Source organism: Roseateles chitinivorans (assembly GCF_050632145.1).
GTDB classification, from domain to species: domain Bacteria; phylum Pseudomonadota; class Gammaproteobacteria; order Burkholderiales; family Burkholderiaceae_C; genus Roseateles; species Roseateles chitinivorans_B.
Genome location: NZ_CP192577.1, coordinates 6,466,202 through 6,479,465, shown reverse-complemented (window position 1 = coordinate 6,479,465; position 13,264 = coordinate 6,466,202). Strand labels below are relative to the sequence as shown.

The following is a 13,264-nucleotide window of genomic DNA, read 5'->3' as shown; positions in this document are numbered from 1 at the left end:
GGCGAACGCGATGCGTCTGCTGGAACTGGAGGGCCTGCATCTGCGGGCGGGCGCGCGCACGCTGATCGAGCCGCTGTCGCTGCGCATCGAGGCCGGCGAGCAGGTCGCGTTGATCGGCGCTTCGGGGGCCGGCAAGACCTCGCTGCTGCACGCGCTGGCGTTGGCGCTGGCGCCGGTCGCCGGGACGATGCGGCTGGCGGGCGAGGACGCCTGGGCGCTGTCGTCCCGCGACCGGCACGCGTTGCGCCGTGAACTGATGCTGGCGCCGCAGCATCCCCGCTGCCGCCGCGCCAGCGTGTGGTGACCGCAGTGCTGGCCGGACAACTGCCCGGCGCGTCGATGGCGCAGACCCTGCGCATGCTGTTCAGTCCGACCGAGGCGCAGGCCCGGCTCGCGTTCGACGCGCTGGATCGGATGGAACTCGGCGACCGGCTCTGGTCGCGTGTCGACCAGTTGTCGGGTGGCGAGCGGCAGCGCGTTGCGGTCGCACGGCTGCTGGTGTCGAAGGCGCGGCTCTGGCTGGCCGACGAGCCGCTCTCGGCGCTGGATCCGCAGCGCGCGCAGCGCGTCCTGGACGTGTTGCGGGACAGCGCCCGGGCGCAGGACCGGACGCTCGTGTGCAGCCTGCATCAGGTCGATCTGGCGTGCCGGCTGTTTCCGCGCGTGATCGCGCTGCGCGAGGGCCGCCTCGTGTACGACGGCCCGCCTCGGGCGCTCGGCGCGCATCAGCTCGACGACATCTACGCGGATCTGCAGAACGAGCCGCCGCCGGTGGCCGAGGCGCCGGTGCTGCCGACACCGTTGCCGCAGGCGATGTGTCGATGAGCGCCGCGGCGCAAGCCCCCTGGCGCCGCGATCCGGCCGCCACGCGGCGCCTCGGCGTGACCGTCGGGCTGCTCGTGCTGCTGTGGCCGTTGCTGGTCTGGTGCGAGTTCCGTCCCTGGGAGTTGCTCGACGAACGCAGCCTGCGCGCGACGATGCGTTTCGGCGCGCAGTTCCTGACGCCGCGCGTGGACCTCGAGTTCCTGGCGATGCTGGCGGCCGACACGTGGCGCACCGTGGCGATGGCCACGGTGGGACTGGCGCTCGCGTGGACGATCGCCGTGCCGCTGGCGCTGCTGGCGACGGCGCGTCTGTCGGTGTCCGCGGTGGCCGGTCGCATGGGACCGGTGCCGGCGGCGCTGCGCTGGTTCGTCCGCCTGGTGCTGATCGTGCTGCGATCGGTACCGGAGCTGGTCTGGGCGCTGATGCTGGTCCGCGTGATCGGCCTCGGTCCTGGCGCCGGCGTGCTCGCGATCGCGCTGTCTTATGGCGGCATGCTCGGCAAGGTCTACGCGGAGATCCTCGAGAGCGCCGACGCCGCGCCCACGCAGGCGCTGCTGCGCGGCGGCGCGGGACGGCTGCAGGCGCTGCTCTTCGGCACGATCCCGGGTTGCGCCGACGAGCTGGTCAGCTACACCGTCTACCGCTGGGAATGCGCGATCCGGTCCTCGGTCGTGCTGGGCTTCGTCGGCGCCGGCGGCCTGGGGCAGCAGCTGGACAACGCGACCAAGATGTTCGCCGGCTCCGAGGTCGCGACCATCCTGCTGATCTTCATCGCGCTGGTGGCGATGGCGGACCGGGTCAGCGCCTGGCTGCGGCCGGCGCGCGAGGCCGGGCAGGGCGCCGAGCGCCTGCGGCAGACGGGGCGGCCGACCGCGCGATGGGGCGTGCGTGGATTGCTGCTGGGTCTGCTGGTGCTGCTGATCGCGAGCTTCGCGACGCTGCCGCTGCGCTGGGGCGAATTGCTCGGTGCGGGCGCGCTCGCGCAGATGGGGCGCTTCATCGCGGAGTTCTTCCCGCCGCAACTGGCGCCCGCCTTCCTCGCGCGTGTCGGACAGGGGGCGCTGGAGACCTTGGCGATGTCGGCGCTGGGCAGCGGGCTGGCGGCGGTGGCCGGGCTGGCGATCGCGCTGGTGGCCAGCCGGCCGCCGGGGCCGCTGCGCTGGCTCTCCCGGCTGCTGCTGAACGCGCTGCGCAGCGTGCCGGAGCTGGTCTGGGCGGCGATCCTGCTCGTCGCCGCCGGTCTGGGACCGATGCCGGGCACCCTGGCGTTGGCACTGCACACGACCGGCGTGCTCGGCCGCCTGATGGCCGAGGCGCTCGAGAACGCACCGCCGCAGACCGCCCAGGCCTTGCGCTGGGCGGGGGCGTCCCGGTGGCAGGTCTTCGCGTTCGCGACGCTGCCGCAGGCGGCGCCGCAGCTGCTCAGCTACACGCTGTACCGGTGGGAGAACAACATCCGCGCCGCCACGGTGCTGGGGGTCGTCGGTGCCGGCGGACTCGGCCAGATGCTGAGCCTGCACCTCAGCCTGTTCCAGATGCGCGAGACTTGCACCGTGCTGCTGGCGATGCTGGCGCTGGTGATGCTGGTCGACGCCTGTTCCTACGCGGCGCGCCGGCAGTTGAATCGATGAAGAGAGCCGCCATGAACGACGACGCCCTGAAGCTGCTGCTCGCGCGAGCTTCGGTCGGGCCGAAGTACCTGATCGAGCCCGGCCCCGACGAGGCCCAACTGCGCCTGATGGTCGATGCCGCGCTGCACGCGCCGGACCACGCGGGGTTGGTGCCCTTCCGTTTCAAGGTCGTGCGCGGCGAGGCGAAACGGTCGATGGCGGCGCTGTTCGCCGAGGCCGCCCGCCGTGCCGGCAAGGACGCGGTGGGCCTGGCGATGGACGAGGAACGCGCACTGCGGCCGCCGGTGACGGTGGCTGTCGTCGCGCGGCTGGACCTGGGCCATCCGCAGGTGCCGGCGCACGAACAGTGGGCCTGCGTGGGCGGAGCGCTGACGAACTTCCTGAACGCCGCGCAGGCGCTCGGGTTCGGCGGAAAGATGCTGAGCGGGGCAAAGGCGCGCGATCCGGGGCTGATCGCCGCGTTCTGCGAGCCGGGCGAGACACTGCTCGGCTGGATCGCGATGGGCACGCCGGCGCCGTCGGACAAGCCGGCCAAGCCACGCGGCGCCAAGGACGGCGCCGATCAGGCCCTGCAATTCTGGGGTGGTTGAAACGCGTCGCCGGCTGGCGTGGGCGCTGCGCCTACGTCAGCCGTATATGTAGCTCTGCAACTGGGCGATGGTGAGTTCATCGTCCGCAATGATGTTGTCCATCAGGTCTCTGATCGACAGCATGCCCACGACGGTCGATCCCTCGACCACCGGCAGGTGGCGGATCTTGCGCTGGCTCATCAGGCTCATGCACTCGCGGCACTCGGTGTTGGGCTTCACGACGAACACGTTGGCCGTCATGACGTCCTTGACCTGCGTATTGCGTGAATCGCGCCCCTGCAGCGCGATCTTGCGGGTGTAGTCGCGCTCCGAGAAGATGCCGAGCAGCCGCTCGCCCTCCATCACCAGCAGCGCGCCGACATCATGTTGTGCGAGCAGATGCAGCGCATCGAACACCGTCGCTTCCGGCGTGATGCGCCAGACGCTCGGGCCGCGGTTCTTCAACAGATCGGACACCGGTTTCATGGGGCCTCCTGGCGAAATCCTGGCGAATTGCTGAGGGACATCGAGGGTCCAAGATAAGCGCCTTGGCGGCGCACCGCAAGCCCCATCAAGACCCGGCCCCCAAAGGAGCGAGGTCGTGACCTCGCGAGGTTCAGGCCGGGTGGGTCAGGTCGCGCAGATGGGTGGGGCCGGCGCGGCGCTCGATCTCGGCGAGCAGGTCGCGGCCCCAGCCCATCGCGAAGAGCGCTTCGCCGACGACGAACATCGGGCCGACGAGCAGTCCGATCAGGTCGTCGACGAAGGCGGGCTTGCGGCCCTCGTAATAGTGACCGACGAACTGGATGATCCAGCCGACGATGAAGCTGCCCAGGCCCCAGGCCAGCCAGCCGCCGACGGAGCCCGCCGCCAGCGGGTGCGCCAGCGCCATCAGCACCGCGTTGACCACGGCGGTGGCCAGGCCCAGGACCAGGTTGCCGCGTGTCAGGTACCAGATCGTCGCGGCGCCCCACACCACCCAGGCGGCGGAGACCGTCCAGTCGGCGACATGGAATTGCGCCCGTGCGAGCAGCACGCCGATCGCGAAGACGATCAGCGGAATGCCGACGAAATGCGTGGCGATGTTGCGGCGGTCTCGATGGTAGGCGGCGTACTGCGCCATCAGGTCGGTGGCTTGGCGTGCCATGGCAGTCTCCGTGCGAGGTGTCGTCGTGATGTCGCAATGCTAGTGCGACCCGCCTGTTTGTGCCGTTCAGAATGCGGGTCTGACCACTCTTGGTTTACCCCTATGCAAGTGTTGACGCGGGCAAGCGAGGTGCCTCCGGTTCTGCGGGCCCGGTGGCGGCGAGGGGCGGCCGGCGCCGCAATCGTGGCGGCGGTGCTGGCGGTCGCCGGATGCGGCAGTGCACCAAATGCGGTGACGACCGATGCGCGGCCGGTCGCTGCCGCACCCGCGGCGTCGTCCGGGGCGCCCGGCTCGGGCCCCGATGCGCTTCCATCGTCCTGTCCGGCCTGGCTCGCGGCGCAGCAGCGCGGCGAAGGTCGGCTCTATCGCGTCGACGCCACGGAGTCGCAGGTGCGCATCCATGTGTTCCGCGCCGGGCGGCTCGCCAAGGTCGGGCACAACCACGTGCTCGGCGTCGAGCGGATGGCCGGCCAGGTCTTCCTGCCCGCGGACGGCATCGCCAGCGCTGGCGTTGAACTCGCCTTCCGGCTCGACGACGTCGGGATCGACAAGCCCGAGTGGCGCGCCGGGCTCGGCCCCGAATTCGCCAGCGTGCCCACGGCGTCCGATGTCGCCGGCACCCGGACCAACATGCTCCGCGCCATCGACGGCGAACGATTCCCGACGATCTCGATGCGCAGCACCGCGGTGGCGGGCGCGTTCCCCGTCCTCGCGGTCAAGCTCGCGGTCCGGTGGCACGGCCAGATCCGCGAGATCGACGTGCCCGTGCGCGTGGCACGGCCTTCGGGGAGGCGCCCCTGCGCGCCCAGGGCGCGCTCGTCCTGCGTCAGAGCGAGTTCGGCATCACGCCGTTCTCCGTGCTCGGCGGGCTGCTTGCCATCCAGGATGAACTGACGGTCGACGTCGACGTGGTGGCGCGGGCGGCAGCGGCCTGCGATTGACGTCGACTGCGGGAGGCCTGGCGCGGGCACTCCACGAGGCATGGGGCGCCCCTCCAGGGACCCCAAGCCTCATTCCGGCCCCACCGGCGCTCGCTGTCGGAGGGCCTGTGCCTGTTCCGGCGCCACTGTCGCCCGTGGCCGGCGGCCCGGGGCGTGCTGGGTCAGGGGCGGAGGTCCAGGCTCATCAGGTCCTTGGCGTAGTAACGGCCGTCGGAGAGGCGGATGGCGCGGGGCAGGTGGCCGTAGCGGGTGAAACCGGCCTGGCGGTAGACCGCGATCGCGGCCTGGTTGCCGGCGGTGACGCTCAGCGTGACCGACTCCAGGCGCGGCTCGCGACGCAGCAGCGCCAGCGCCTGCCGCAGCAGGCGCTTGCCGATGCCGCGTCCGCGGTAGTCGTCATCGACCATCATCCCGATCAGATGCGCGATGTGCAGCACCTTCTTCCGGTTCTCGTGCTCGCAGGTCAAGGCGCCCACGAGGCGCTCGTCATGCCACGCGCCGAGCGTGAACAGCGACTTGCCGCCCGCCTGCGGATGCAGGCGCACCCGGTAGCTCACGGCGTCGCGGGCGCGTTCGGTCTCCGCGTCGGAGGTGAACGCCTGCTCGTGACGGCCCAGCATCGCGTCGCGCAACGCCTTGTAGGCGGGCAGATCGCCCTCGTTCAGCAGGCGCAGCGTGATCGGCGCACCGCCGCCGTGGTCCGCGTCATCGGAGTCCTTCAAGTCGTTCAAGTCGCTCAAGCTCGCTCCTGTCGTTGATGTTGGCGAAGGCGCGTTCGTCGCCCGGTCGGTCGAAGGCGACGCGCGCCAGCGGCAGGCTGCCCAGCCAGCGTTCGACACGCCGCTCGCCCCCGCAGCGCGGCAGCCAGCGACGCCCGATGGCTGGCGTGGACCAGACTGGCGAGGGGTTGGCTGCGCAACGGTTCGCCCGGGGCCTCGCGGCCCAGCGCCATGGCTGCACTCTGCCCAGGCGCCAGGCCGTCGACCAGGCGGGCGAGGAGATCGGCGGGCAGCCAAGGGCTGTCGCCGCTGACCACGAGCAGCCAGCGATCGTCGGCCGCCTGGACCGCGCGGGTTTCCGCGGTCGTCGACGGCGTGTCCGGACCGGCATTCATCGACGCCAGTCCGGCCAGGATGCCGGCGAGCGGCCCGGGGAAGTCCGGGAGCGTGTCTTCGAGCACCGGATAGCCGAGGCGGCGATAGTCGTCGAGGTGCCGGTTGGCGCTGATGAGCACGCGACCGCCCGTCTGCGGGGCGATGCGGTCCAGCACGTGTTCGACGAGGGGACGGCCCCGGAAGGTCTGCAGCGGCTTGTCGACGCCCCCCATGCGCGTGGCGCGACCGCCGCAGAGAAGCAGCGCGGTGACGCGCATCAGCCGCCGATGTAGTGCATCTCGACGCGGCGCGCCGGGGCGGAGTCCGTCGCGGCCGGCAGGCTGGCGCGGAGTTCGGAGTAGCGGTCGTTGCGCCGCGTCCAGAGCGCGCCGAGCGCGGCGGCGACCTCGTCGTCGGTCCGGGCCTCGTGGACGGCGTCGCCGCGCAGCAACGCGCGCAGGTCGTGGCCGTCGCCGGCGAAGAGGCAGGTGTAGAGCCGTCCTTCGGTCGAGAGCCGCGCGCGGTTGCAGTCGCCGCAGAAGGCCTGCGTGACGCTGGAGATCAGGCCGATTTCGCCGCTGCCGTCGGCGTAGCCCCAGCGCGTGGCGGTCTCGCCGTCGGACGAGGGCGCGAGCGGGACCAGGTCGGCGTCCTCGCGCAGCCGCGCGAGGACTTCGGCGGACGGCAGGACTTCATCCATGCGCCAGCCGTTGCTCATGCCGACGTCCATGTACTCGATGAAGCGCAGGACCACGCCGGTGCCGCGGAAGTGGCGCGCCATCGGCACGATCTGGTCGTCGTTGGTGCCGCGCTTGACGACCATGTTGACCTTGATCGGCGCCAGCCCGGCCGCCTGCGCGACCTCGATGCCGTGCAGCACCTCGGCGACGGGGAAGTCGACGTCGTTCATGCGCCGGAAGATGTCGTCGTCGAGCGCGTCCAGACTGACGGTGACGCGCTTCAGGCCGGCATCCTTGAGCGCCTGCGCCTTGCGGGCGAGCAGCGATCCGTTGGTGGTGAGCGTGAGGTCGAGCGGCCATCCTTCGGGCGTGCGCAACGCGGCCAACTGGGCGATCAGCGCCTCGAGATTGCGGCGCAGCAGCGGCTCGCCGCCGGTCAGGCGCAGCTTCTGCACGCCGAGCTGCGCGAAGACGCCGGCGAGGCGGGCGATTTCCTCGAAGGAGAGCAGGTCGCGGTGGGGAAGGAAGGCGTAGTCCTTGTCGAACACGTCCTTCGGCATGCAGTAGCTGCAGCGGAAGTTGCAGCGGTCGGTGACGGAGATCCGCAGGTCGCGCAGCGGCCGGCCGCGCGCATCCAGCCACGGCCCGGTGCGCGGCGGCGGCAGCGGATGCGGCACGGGAGGCGTCCGCCCGATCTGGCGCAGATCGAGCAGCGGAATCACACCATCGGTCATGGTCCGGATTGTGCCGCCGCCGGACCGCCCGTGCCGGCGCAGGCCCTTCGGGAAGCCGCCGGACGACTCGGCCGGGGGCGATGCCGTGCACTACGCCCTGATCGGGGCGCCCTCGTCACCCTGTAGGACTTGCCACTTGCACCACGAGGCCGGCGGCGTTCGAATCGCGGCATGAGCTTGACCCCCACGACCGTGGTCCATGCGGACCTGGCCAGCTTCGTCTCCTTCGGCGAAGCCCTCACCGACATGATCCGCGTCGGCCATGATCACTGGCGCAGCCGCAGCGGCGGCTCGCCCTGGAACGTCGCCATCGCGATGTCGCGCCTGGGGCAGCTCAGCGCCTTCGCCGGCGGCATCAGCAAGGACGCGTTCGGCCAGGCGATCTGGCAGGCCAGCGCCGATGCCAGCCTCGACTTGCGTTTCATCCAGCAGTTCGCCAAGTCCCCGCTGGTGGCCTATGTCCATCAGGCCGATCCGCCCGAGTACGCCTTCGTCGGCGATGACAGCGCCGACCTGCACTTCCGCCCCCATGCCTTGCCCGCCGGCTGGCGCCGGGCGCTGCGCTGGGCACATTTCGGCTCGATCAGCCTCACCCGGGAGCCGCTGGCGGCCCGGCTCATCGCCTTGGCGGAGTCGCTCAAGGACGAGGGCGTGCGCATCAGCTACGACCCCAACTACCGCATGTCGATGGATTCCCGCTACGACCGCACGCTCGAACGCATGTGCCGGCTCGCCGACGTCATCAAGGTCTCGGACGAGGATCTGCGCGGCCTGTTCCGCAGCCGGGACCACCATCTGGGGCTGGCGCAGATCGCCGCGTGGAATCCTCGCGCGATCGTGATGCTGACGCTGGGTGAGCGCGGCGCGCAGTTGTTCCATCCGAAGGCCGACCTCAGCGCGGCGCCGCCGCCGCTGGACCCGGTCGTCGACACCATCGGCGCCGGCGATGCCGCCATGGCCGGATTGCTGTACAGCCTGATGAACGGCGGCACGCAGGATCCCGAGGATCACCTGCGCTGGGCGGTCGCCGCCGGCGCGGCGGCCTGCGCGGGCGCCGGGGTCCATGACCTGACGGCCGGCCTGGTGAGCGGTCTGATCGATCGCGTGCAGGTTCAGCGCGCGGAAGTGGTGTGAGCGTCAGCCCACCTGCAACGCCTGTCTGAACGCCTGCGCGAGCGCGTCCAGCGCGGCGCGGCGCTGCAGTTGCCGGTACAGGGCGAGTTCACCGTCCCGTCCGGAACCGTCGGCCTGGCGTGCGGCGTCGACCAGTCCACGATGGATGACCGCCTGGGCCTGGACCCAGGGGCCGCGCGCGGACTTCAGCTGCGATTTCAGCCGCTGCAGTTCGTCGACGGGTGACTGGACGAGACAGGCTCTCAGATACGCCTCCAAGGTCCCTCGGATGAAGTCCCGTTCCTCGGCGGAATCGCGCCGCAGATCGTGGGCCGTCCGGAAGTCCTGACGCATCTTGACGATCAAGGGCAGCAGCGACTTGTTGAGTTCGAGGATCGGATCGGCCGCGCTCCGTCGAAGGAATCGTGTCCACATCGAACGCAGGTCCAACGGCTTCCCGCAAGCCCAGATGAGCTTCCGGAGGGTGGCTGACAGGGTGTGCCCTTCGGGCTGGTCGCTGCCCCACAGCAGATCCTTCCTGCGTTTGCGGGGCGCTGTGGTTGGAGCGACGGAGGAAGCGTCAGTTCGAGGCCCTGAACGCTCGCGCACGGGGTGGACCGGCGCCGGCGCGCTGTCGCCGGGGTACTCCATCGGTGCCGTGGGCAGATCCTCCAGGGCGCCCACGGGGCCGCCCTGTGGGGACGAGGCGATGTAGACCGCATCGCCCCGGTCGAGCCGGGAGACGAGCCTCGCGCGGATGAGACTGGACGCCAGCGCCTTCCTGGCGCGCACGATCGAGTCGACCAGCGGGATGTTCCCCGTGCCGGCGGGCGGCCGGGCCGTCGATCGGGACTTGCCTGGCGCCACGGAGGCGGCGGCGATCCAGGTCTTGCAGGAGTGGGGCGCGGAAAGGGAGGGAAGCACGGTGGAACTCCATCGGGTGGGAAGTTCCCCATGCTCCGGATTCGTCCGCATGGCGACCATCGCAGCAACCGATGGATCGGACGACAGAAATTGACTAGAAGCTGCTGGTCAACAGCTTCGACCTGTCATTTTTCTGTCGCGCGCCTGTCGGCCACCAGCGCTTTTGGGCCACCGACCTGCAAACGAGGCCGATCCGTTTCCTCCTCGGCCAGCGGCGTCACTTCCCGCAAGCTGGCATGACAGCGCCGTGCGAGGTCCTGGTAGGTCTCGGTGCCCACGCGCTTCCAGCGGATCTCGTCCTCGGTGAGCGGACGCACGACCTTGGCGGGCAGCCCCGCGATGAGCGAGCGCTCGGGCAGCTTCAGCCCCGCCCGCACGAAGGCGCAGGCCGCGACGATGCTGTACGCGCCGACCTCCGCCTCGTCCATCACCACCGCGTTCATGCCGACCAGCGCGTCGTGCCGCACCACGCAGCCATGCAGGACCGCGCCGTGGCCGATGTGGCCGTTGGTCTCGACGACGGTGTCCGAATCCGGGAACCCATGGATCACGCAGGTGTCCTGCACGTTGGCGCCGTCCATCAGCCGGATGCGGCCGAAGTCCCCCGCAGCGAGGCGCAGGGCCCCACATAACAGTCCGGGCCGACGATCACGTCCCCGATCAGCACCGCCGTCGGGTGGACGTAGGCGCTCGGATGGACGACGGGCGACAGGTCGTCGATGGCGTAGCAGGGCATGGAATGGCCTCCTTTTAGGTGGTAACCCTAGGTTTCCGACCTTGTCTTGCGATGCGATGACTCGTAGTATCTACCGACCGGTCGGTAAATAGAAGCCGACCCACAAAAGCTGAAAAAGCTGAATCCATCGACGGCCGAGGAGACAAGCCGAATGAGCACCGCCACCACAACCCCATCCACCGCTGCCGAAGACAGTCCGCTGCTGATCAGCACCGAGGGCGCCGTCCGCGTCCTCACGCTGAACCGGCCGCAGGCGCTGAACGCGTTCACGACCGGCCTGCTGGGCCAGTTGCGAGTCGCCCTCGACGAGGCGGCGCACGACGAGGCCGTGCGGGCGGTGCTCATCACCGGTTCAGGCCGCGCGTTCTGCGCGGGCCAGGACCTGTCGGATCCCCACATCAAACCGGAGTTCGATGAACGCGCGGACCCGGCGAGCACCACCGACTCCCACAAGAAGCCCAAGGCCAAGGACATCGGCAACCTGCTCGACCACTACTACATCCCGCTGGCGTTGCGACTGCGCAGCATGCCGGTGCCCACCGTCTGCGCGGTCAACGGCGTGGCCGCTGGCGCGGGCGCGAACTTTGCGCTCGGCTGCGACCTCGTGCTGGCGGGACAGTCGGCGTCGTTCATCCAGGCGTTCTCGAAGATCGGGCTGGTGCCCGACTGCGGCGGCACCTGGCTGCTGACGCGTCTCGTGGGCCGTGCCCGCGCGATGCAGCTGACACTGCTCGGCGAAAAGCTGCCCGCCGCGGACGCGCAGGCCTGGGGACTGATCGCGCGCTGTGTCGCCGATGCCGAGCTGCAGAGCGAGGCGATGGCCACCGCGCAGAAGCTCGCGAAGATGCCGACCCGGGCGCTGGTGCAGACGCGCGAGGCGCTCGATGCCTCGATGGACCTGGAGTTCGAGGACGCCCTCAAGCTCGAGGCCCGGCTGCAGAGCCAGCTCGGCTACGCGCATGACTACCTCGAAGGCGCCGCCGCCTTCCTGACCAAGCGCCAACCGACCTTCAAGGACCGCTGATGAGCGAGCCCCTGGATCCCCGTGTGGACGCGCAGCGCGTGGCCGAAGCGGTCCGCGACACCATGTTCGCCAACGACCGCGCGTCGAAGGGCCTGGGCATGCGCATCGAGGCCATCGGCCCCGGCACCGCGACGCTGTCGATGGCGGTGCGCGAGGACATGCTCAACGGTTTCGACATCTGCCACGGCGGCTTCGTCACGACGCTGGCCGATTCCTGCTTTGCCTTCGCGTGCAACTCGCACAACGAGGTGACGGTGGCCTCGGGCTTCGCGATCGACATCGTCGCGCCGTCCCGGCTGGGCGACGTGCTGACGGCAAGCGCCGTCGAGACCTCGCTGGCCGGGCGCACCGGCGTCTACGACATCCGCATCACCAATCAACGCGACGAATTGATCGCGGTCTTCCGGGGCCGGTCCTACCGCATCAAGGGCAAGCCCGTGGTGCCGGAACTGGCCGCCGTGCGCTGAAGCGCCGGCGCCCCGGAACGAGCGGACAGCTCAGAAGACAGGTCAGGAGACAGACCCCATGACGGTGAAGACCTTCCAGCCCGAGCACCTCGAGCCCATCGAGCGCGCCAGCCAGGACGAGCTGCGCGCGCTGCAGCTGCAGCGCCTGAAGTGGTCGCTGAAGCACGCCTACGAGAACGTGCCGCACTACAAGGCCGCGTTCGATGCGAAGGGTGTCCACCCGGACGATCTGAAGGACCTGAGCGATCTGCGCCTGTTCCCGTTCACGACCAAGAAGGACCTGCGCGACAACTACCCGTTCGGCCTCTTCGCCGTGCCGCGCGAACAGGTGGTGCGCGTGCACGCGTCGTCCGGCACGACCGGCAAGCCGACCGTCGTCGGCTACACGCAGAAGGACATCGACACCTGGGCCGACCTGGTCGCGCGCTCGCTGCGCGCCGCGGGCACGCGCAAGGGCGACATCGTCCACATCGCCTACGGCTACGGCCTGTTCACCGGCGGCCTGGGCGCGCATTACGGCGCCGAGCGGCTGGGCTGCACCGTCATCCCGATGTCGGGCGGCCAGACCGAGAAGCAGGTCCAGCTGATCCAGGACTTCAAGCCCGACGTCATCATGGTCACGCCGAGCTACATGCAGGTGATCGTCGAGGAGTTCGTGCGCCAGGGCCTGGATCCGCGCGCGTCCTCGCTGAAGACCGGCGTGTTCGGCGCCGAGCCGTGGACCGAGGCGATGCGCCGCGAGATCGAGCACAAGGCCGGCATCGATGCGGTCGACATCTACGGCCTGTCCGAGGTGATGGGGCCGGGTGTTGCCAGCGAGTGCATCGAGACCAAGGACGGCCCGGTGATCTGGGAGGACCACTTCTATCCCGAGATCATCGATCCCGAGACCGGCGAGGTGCTGCCTGAAGGCTCGGAAGGGGAACTGGTGTTCACCTCGCTGAGCAAGCGAGGCGCTGCCGGTGATCCGCTACCGCACGCGCGACCTGACGCGCCTGCTGCCGCCGACCGCGCGCAGCATGCGCCGCATGGGCAAGATCGTCGGCCGCAGCGACGACATGCTGATCATCCGCGGCGTCAACCTCTTCCCGACGCAGATCGAGGAACTGGTGCTCGCCGAACCCGGCCTGTCCGGCCAGTACCAGATCGTCGTCAGCCGCGACGGCCACCTCGACGAGGTCGAGGTGCGCTGCGAGCTGTCCGCCGCGGGCGGCGGCGACGTGCAGGCGATGTCGAAGTCGCTGCAGCACCGCATCAAGACGCTGATCGGCGTGTCGACCCGGGTGACCGTCGGCGCACCGGATTCGATTGAAAGAACGCTGGTGGGCAAGGCCCGCCGCGTCGTGGACCAACGTCCGAAGAATTCGTAAGGAGCGCTT

At 70.1% G+C, this 13,264-nt stretch carries 14 protein-coding genes and 2 pseudogenes; 9 read left to right on the top strand and 7 right to left on the bottom strand.

What is annotated here, in order from left to right; genetic code table 11:
• Nucleotides 1-10: 10 nt before the first annotated feature.
• Genes ACQ86G_RS29810 through ACQ86G_RS29795 form a run of 4 tightly spaced genes read left to right on the top strand, consistent with a single transcriptional unit; the run spans nucleotide 11 to nucleotide 3,046 of the window.
• Nucleotides 11-304, top strand: coding sequence for an ATP-binding cassette domain-containing protein (locus tag ACQ86G_RS29810; RefSeq protein ID WP_431258631.1), 294 nt, complete (start codon nucleotides 11-13; stop codon nucleotides 302-304).
• On the top strand, nucleotides 301-825 hold the full coding sequence (locus ACQ86G_RS29805) for an ATP-binding cassette domain-containing protein (protein ID WP_431258630.1): 525 nt from the start codon (nucleotides 301-303) through the stop codon (nucleotides 823-825). Before ACQ86G_RS29810 ends, ACQ86G_RS29805 begins: the two co-directional genes overlap by 4 nt.
• Nucleotides 822-2,456, top strand: coding sequence for a phosphonate ABC transporter, permease protein PhnE (phnE, locus tag ACQ86G_RS29800; protein ID WP_431258629.1), 1,635 nt, complete (start codon nucleotides 822-824; stop codon nucleotides 2,454-2,456). Before ACQ86G_RS29805 ends, phnE begins: the two co-directional genes overlap by 4 nt.
• An 11-nt stretch (nucleotides 2,457-2,467) precedes the next feature.
• On the top strand, nucleotides 2,468-3,046 hold the full coding sequence (locus ACQ86G_RS29795; RefSeq protein ID WP_431258628.1) for a nitroreductase family protein: 579 nt from the start codon (nucleotides 2,468-2,470) through the stop codon (nucleotides 3,044-3,046).
• Nucleotides 3,047-3,082: 36 nt separating this feature from the next.
• Here ACQ86G_RS29795 and ACQ86G_RS29790 read toward each other — a convergent pair whose 3' ends face one another.
• Together ACQ86G_RS29790 and ACQ86G_RS29785 are read right to left on the bottom strand one after the other, a co-directional pair.
• Entirely contained in the window at nucleotides 3,083-3,511 is a 429-nt protein-coding gene (locus ACQ86G_RS29790) for a CBS domain-containing protein (protein WP_431258627.1), read from the bottom strand.
• 130 nt (nucleotides 3,512-3,641) lie between these two features.
• The gene (locus ACQ86G_RS29785; RefSeq protein WP_431258626.1) at nucleotides 3,642-4,172 is read right to left on the bottom strand and encodes a DUF962 domain-containing protein; all 531 of its coding nucleotides are present in this window, start codon (nucleotides 4,170-4,172) and stop codon (nucleotides 3,642-3,644) included.
• Nucleotides 4,173-4,403: 231 nt separating this feature from the next.
• Between ACQ86G_RS29785 and ACQ86G_RS29780 the strand changes: the two genes are divergently transcribed.
• The gene (locus tag ACQ86G_RS29780; RefSeq protein ID WP_431258625.1) at nucleotides 4,404-5,066 is read left to right on the top strand and encodes a hypothetical protein; all 663 of its coding nucleotides are present in this window, start codon (nucleotides 4,404-4,406) and stop codon (nucleotides 5,064-5,066) included.
• Nucleotides 5,067-5,274: 208 nt separating this feature from the next.
• Here the strand turns inward: ACQ86G_RS29780 and ACQ86G_RS29775 are convergent, their stop codons facing one another.
• The 3 genes from ACQ86G_RS29775 to moaA are packed head-to-tail and all read right to left on the bottom strand — an operon-like array spanning nucleotide 5,275 to nucleotide 7,621.
• Entirely contained in the window at nucleotides 5,275-5,853 is a 579-nt protein-coding gene (locus ACQ86G_RS29775; protein WP_431258624.1) for a GNAT family N-acetyltransferase, read from the bottom strand.
• A complete protein-coding gene (gene mobA, locus ACQ86G_RS29770) occupies nucleotides 5,850-6,485 on the bottom strand; it encodes a molybdenum cofactor guanylyltransferase (RefSeq protein WP_431258623.1) in 636 nt (211 codons plus the stop codon). The genes ACQ86G_RS29775 and mobA overlap by 4 nt, the downstream gene beginning before the upstream one ends.
• Nucleotides 6,485-7,621: a GTP 3',8-cyclase MoaA gene (gene moaA / locus ACQ86G_RS29765; RefSeq protein ID WP_431258622.1), complete on the bottom strand. Its 1,137-nt coding sequence runs from the start codon at nucleotides 7,619-7,621 to the stop codon at nucleotides 6,485-6,487. The genes mobA and moaA overlap by 1 nt, the downstream gene beginning before the upstream one ends.
• Nucleotides 7,622-7,792: 171 nt before the next feature.
• Here moaA and ACQ86G_RS29760 point away from each other — a divergent pair, with 171 nt between their 5' ends.
• Complete coding sequence (locus ACQ86G_RS29760; protein WP_431258621.1) at nucleotides 7,793-8,755, top strand: carbohydrate kinase family protein; 963 nt, start codon at nucleotides 7,793-7,795, stop codon at nucleotides 8,753-8,755.
• A 3-nt stretch (nucleotides 8,756-8,758) separates the two neighbouring features.
• Here the strand turns inward: ACQ86G_RS29760 and ACQ86G_RS29755 are convergent, their stop codons facing one another.
• Both ACQ86G_RS29755 and ACQ86G_RS29750 read right to left on the bottom strand, forming a co-directional pair.
• Nucleotides 8,759-9,526 carry a hypothetical protein gene (locus ACQ86G_RS29755; RefSeq protein ID WP_431258620.1) on the bottom strand — a complete coding sequence of 256 codons (768 nt, stop codon included), beginning with the start codon at nucleotides 9,524-9,526 and terminating at the stop codon, nucleotides 8,759-8,761.
• Between the two features lie 257 nt (nucleotides 9,527-9,783).
• Nucleotides 9,784-10,394 (bottom strand): annotated as a pseudogene (locus tag ACQ86G_RS29750) (phenylacetic acid degradation protein PaaY).
• A gap of 151 nt (nucleotides 10,395-10,545) precedes the next feature.
• On the opposite strand from ACQ86G_RS29750, the gene ACQ86G_RS29745 reads away from it, so the two are divergent.
• The 3 genes and pseudogenes from ACQ86G_RS29745 (at nucleotide 10,546) to paaK (ending at nucleotide 13,255) form a co-directional block, all read left to right on the top strand.
• A complete protein-coding gene (locus ACQ86G_RS29745) occupies nucleotides 10,546-11,418 on the top strand; it encodes an enoyl-CoA hydratase-related protein (protein WP_431258619.1) in 873 nt (290 codons plus the stop codon).
• Nucleotides 11,418-11,885: a hydroxyphenylacetyl-CoA thioesterase PaaI gene (gene paaI, locus ACQ86G_RS29740; RefSeq protein ID WP_431258618.1), complete on the top strand. Its 468-nt coding sequence runs from the start codon at nucleotides 11,418-11,420 to the stop codon at nucleotides 11,883-11,885. Before ACQ86G_RS29745 ends, paaI begins: the two co-directional genes overlap by 1 nt.
• Nucleotides 11,886-11,943: 58 nt before the next feature.
• A pseudogene (gene paaK, locus ACQ86G_RS29735) lies at nucleotides 11,944-13,255 on the top strand (phenylacetate--CoA ligase PaaK).
• Nucleotides 13,256-13,264 lie beyond the last annotated feature (9 nt).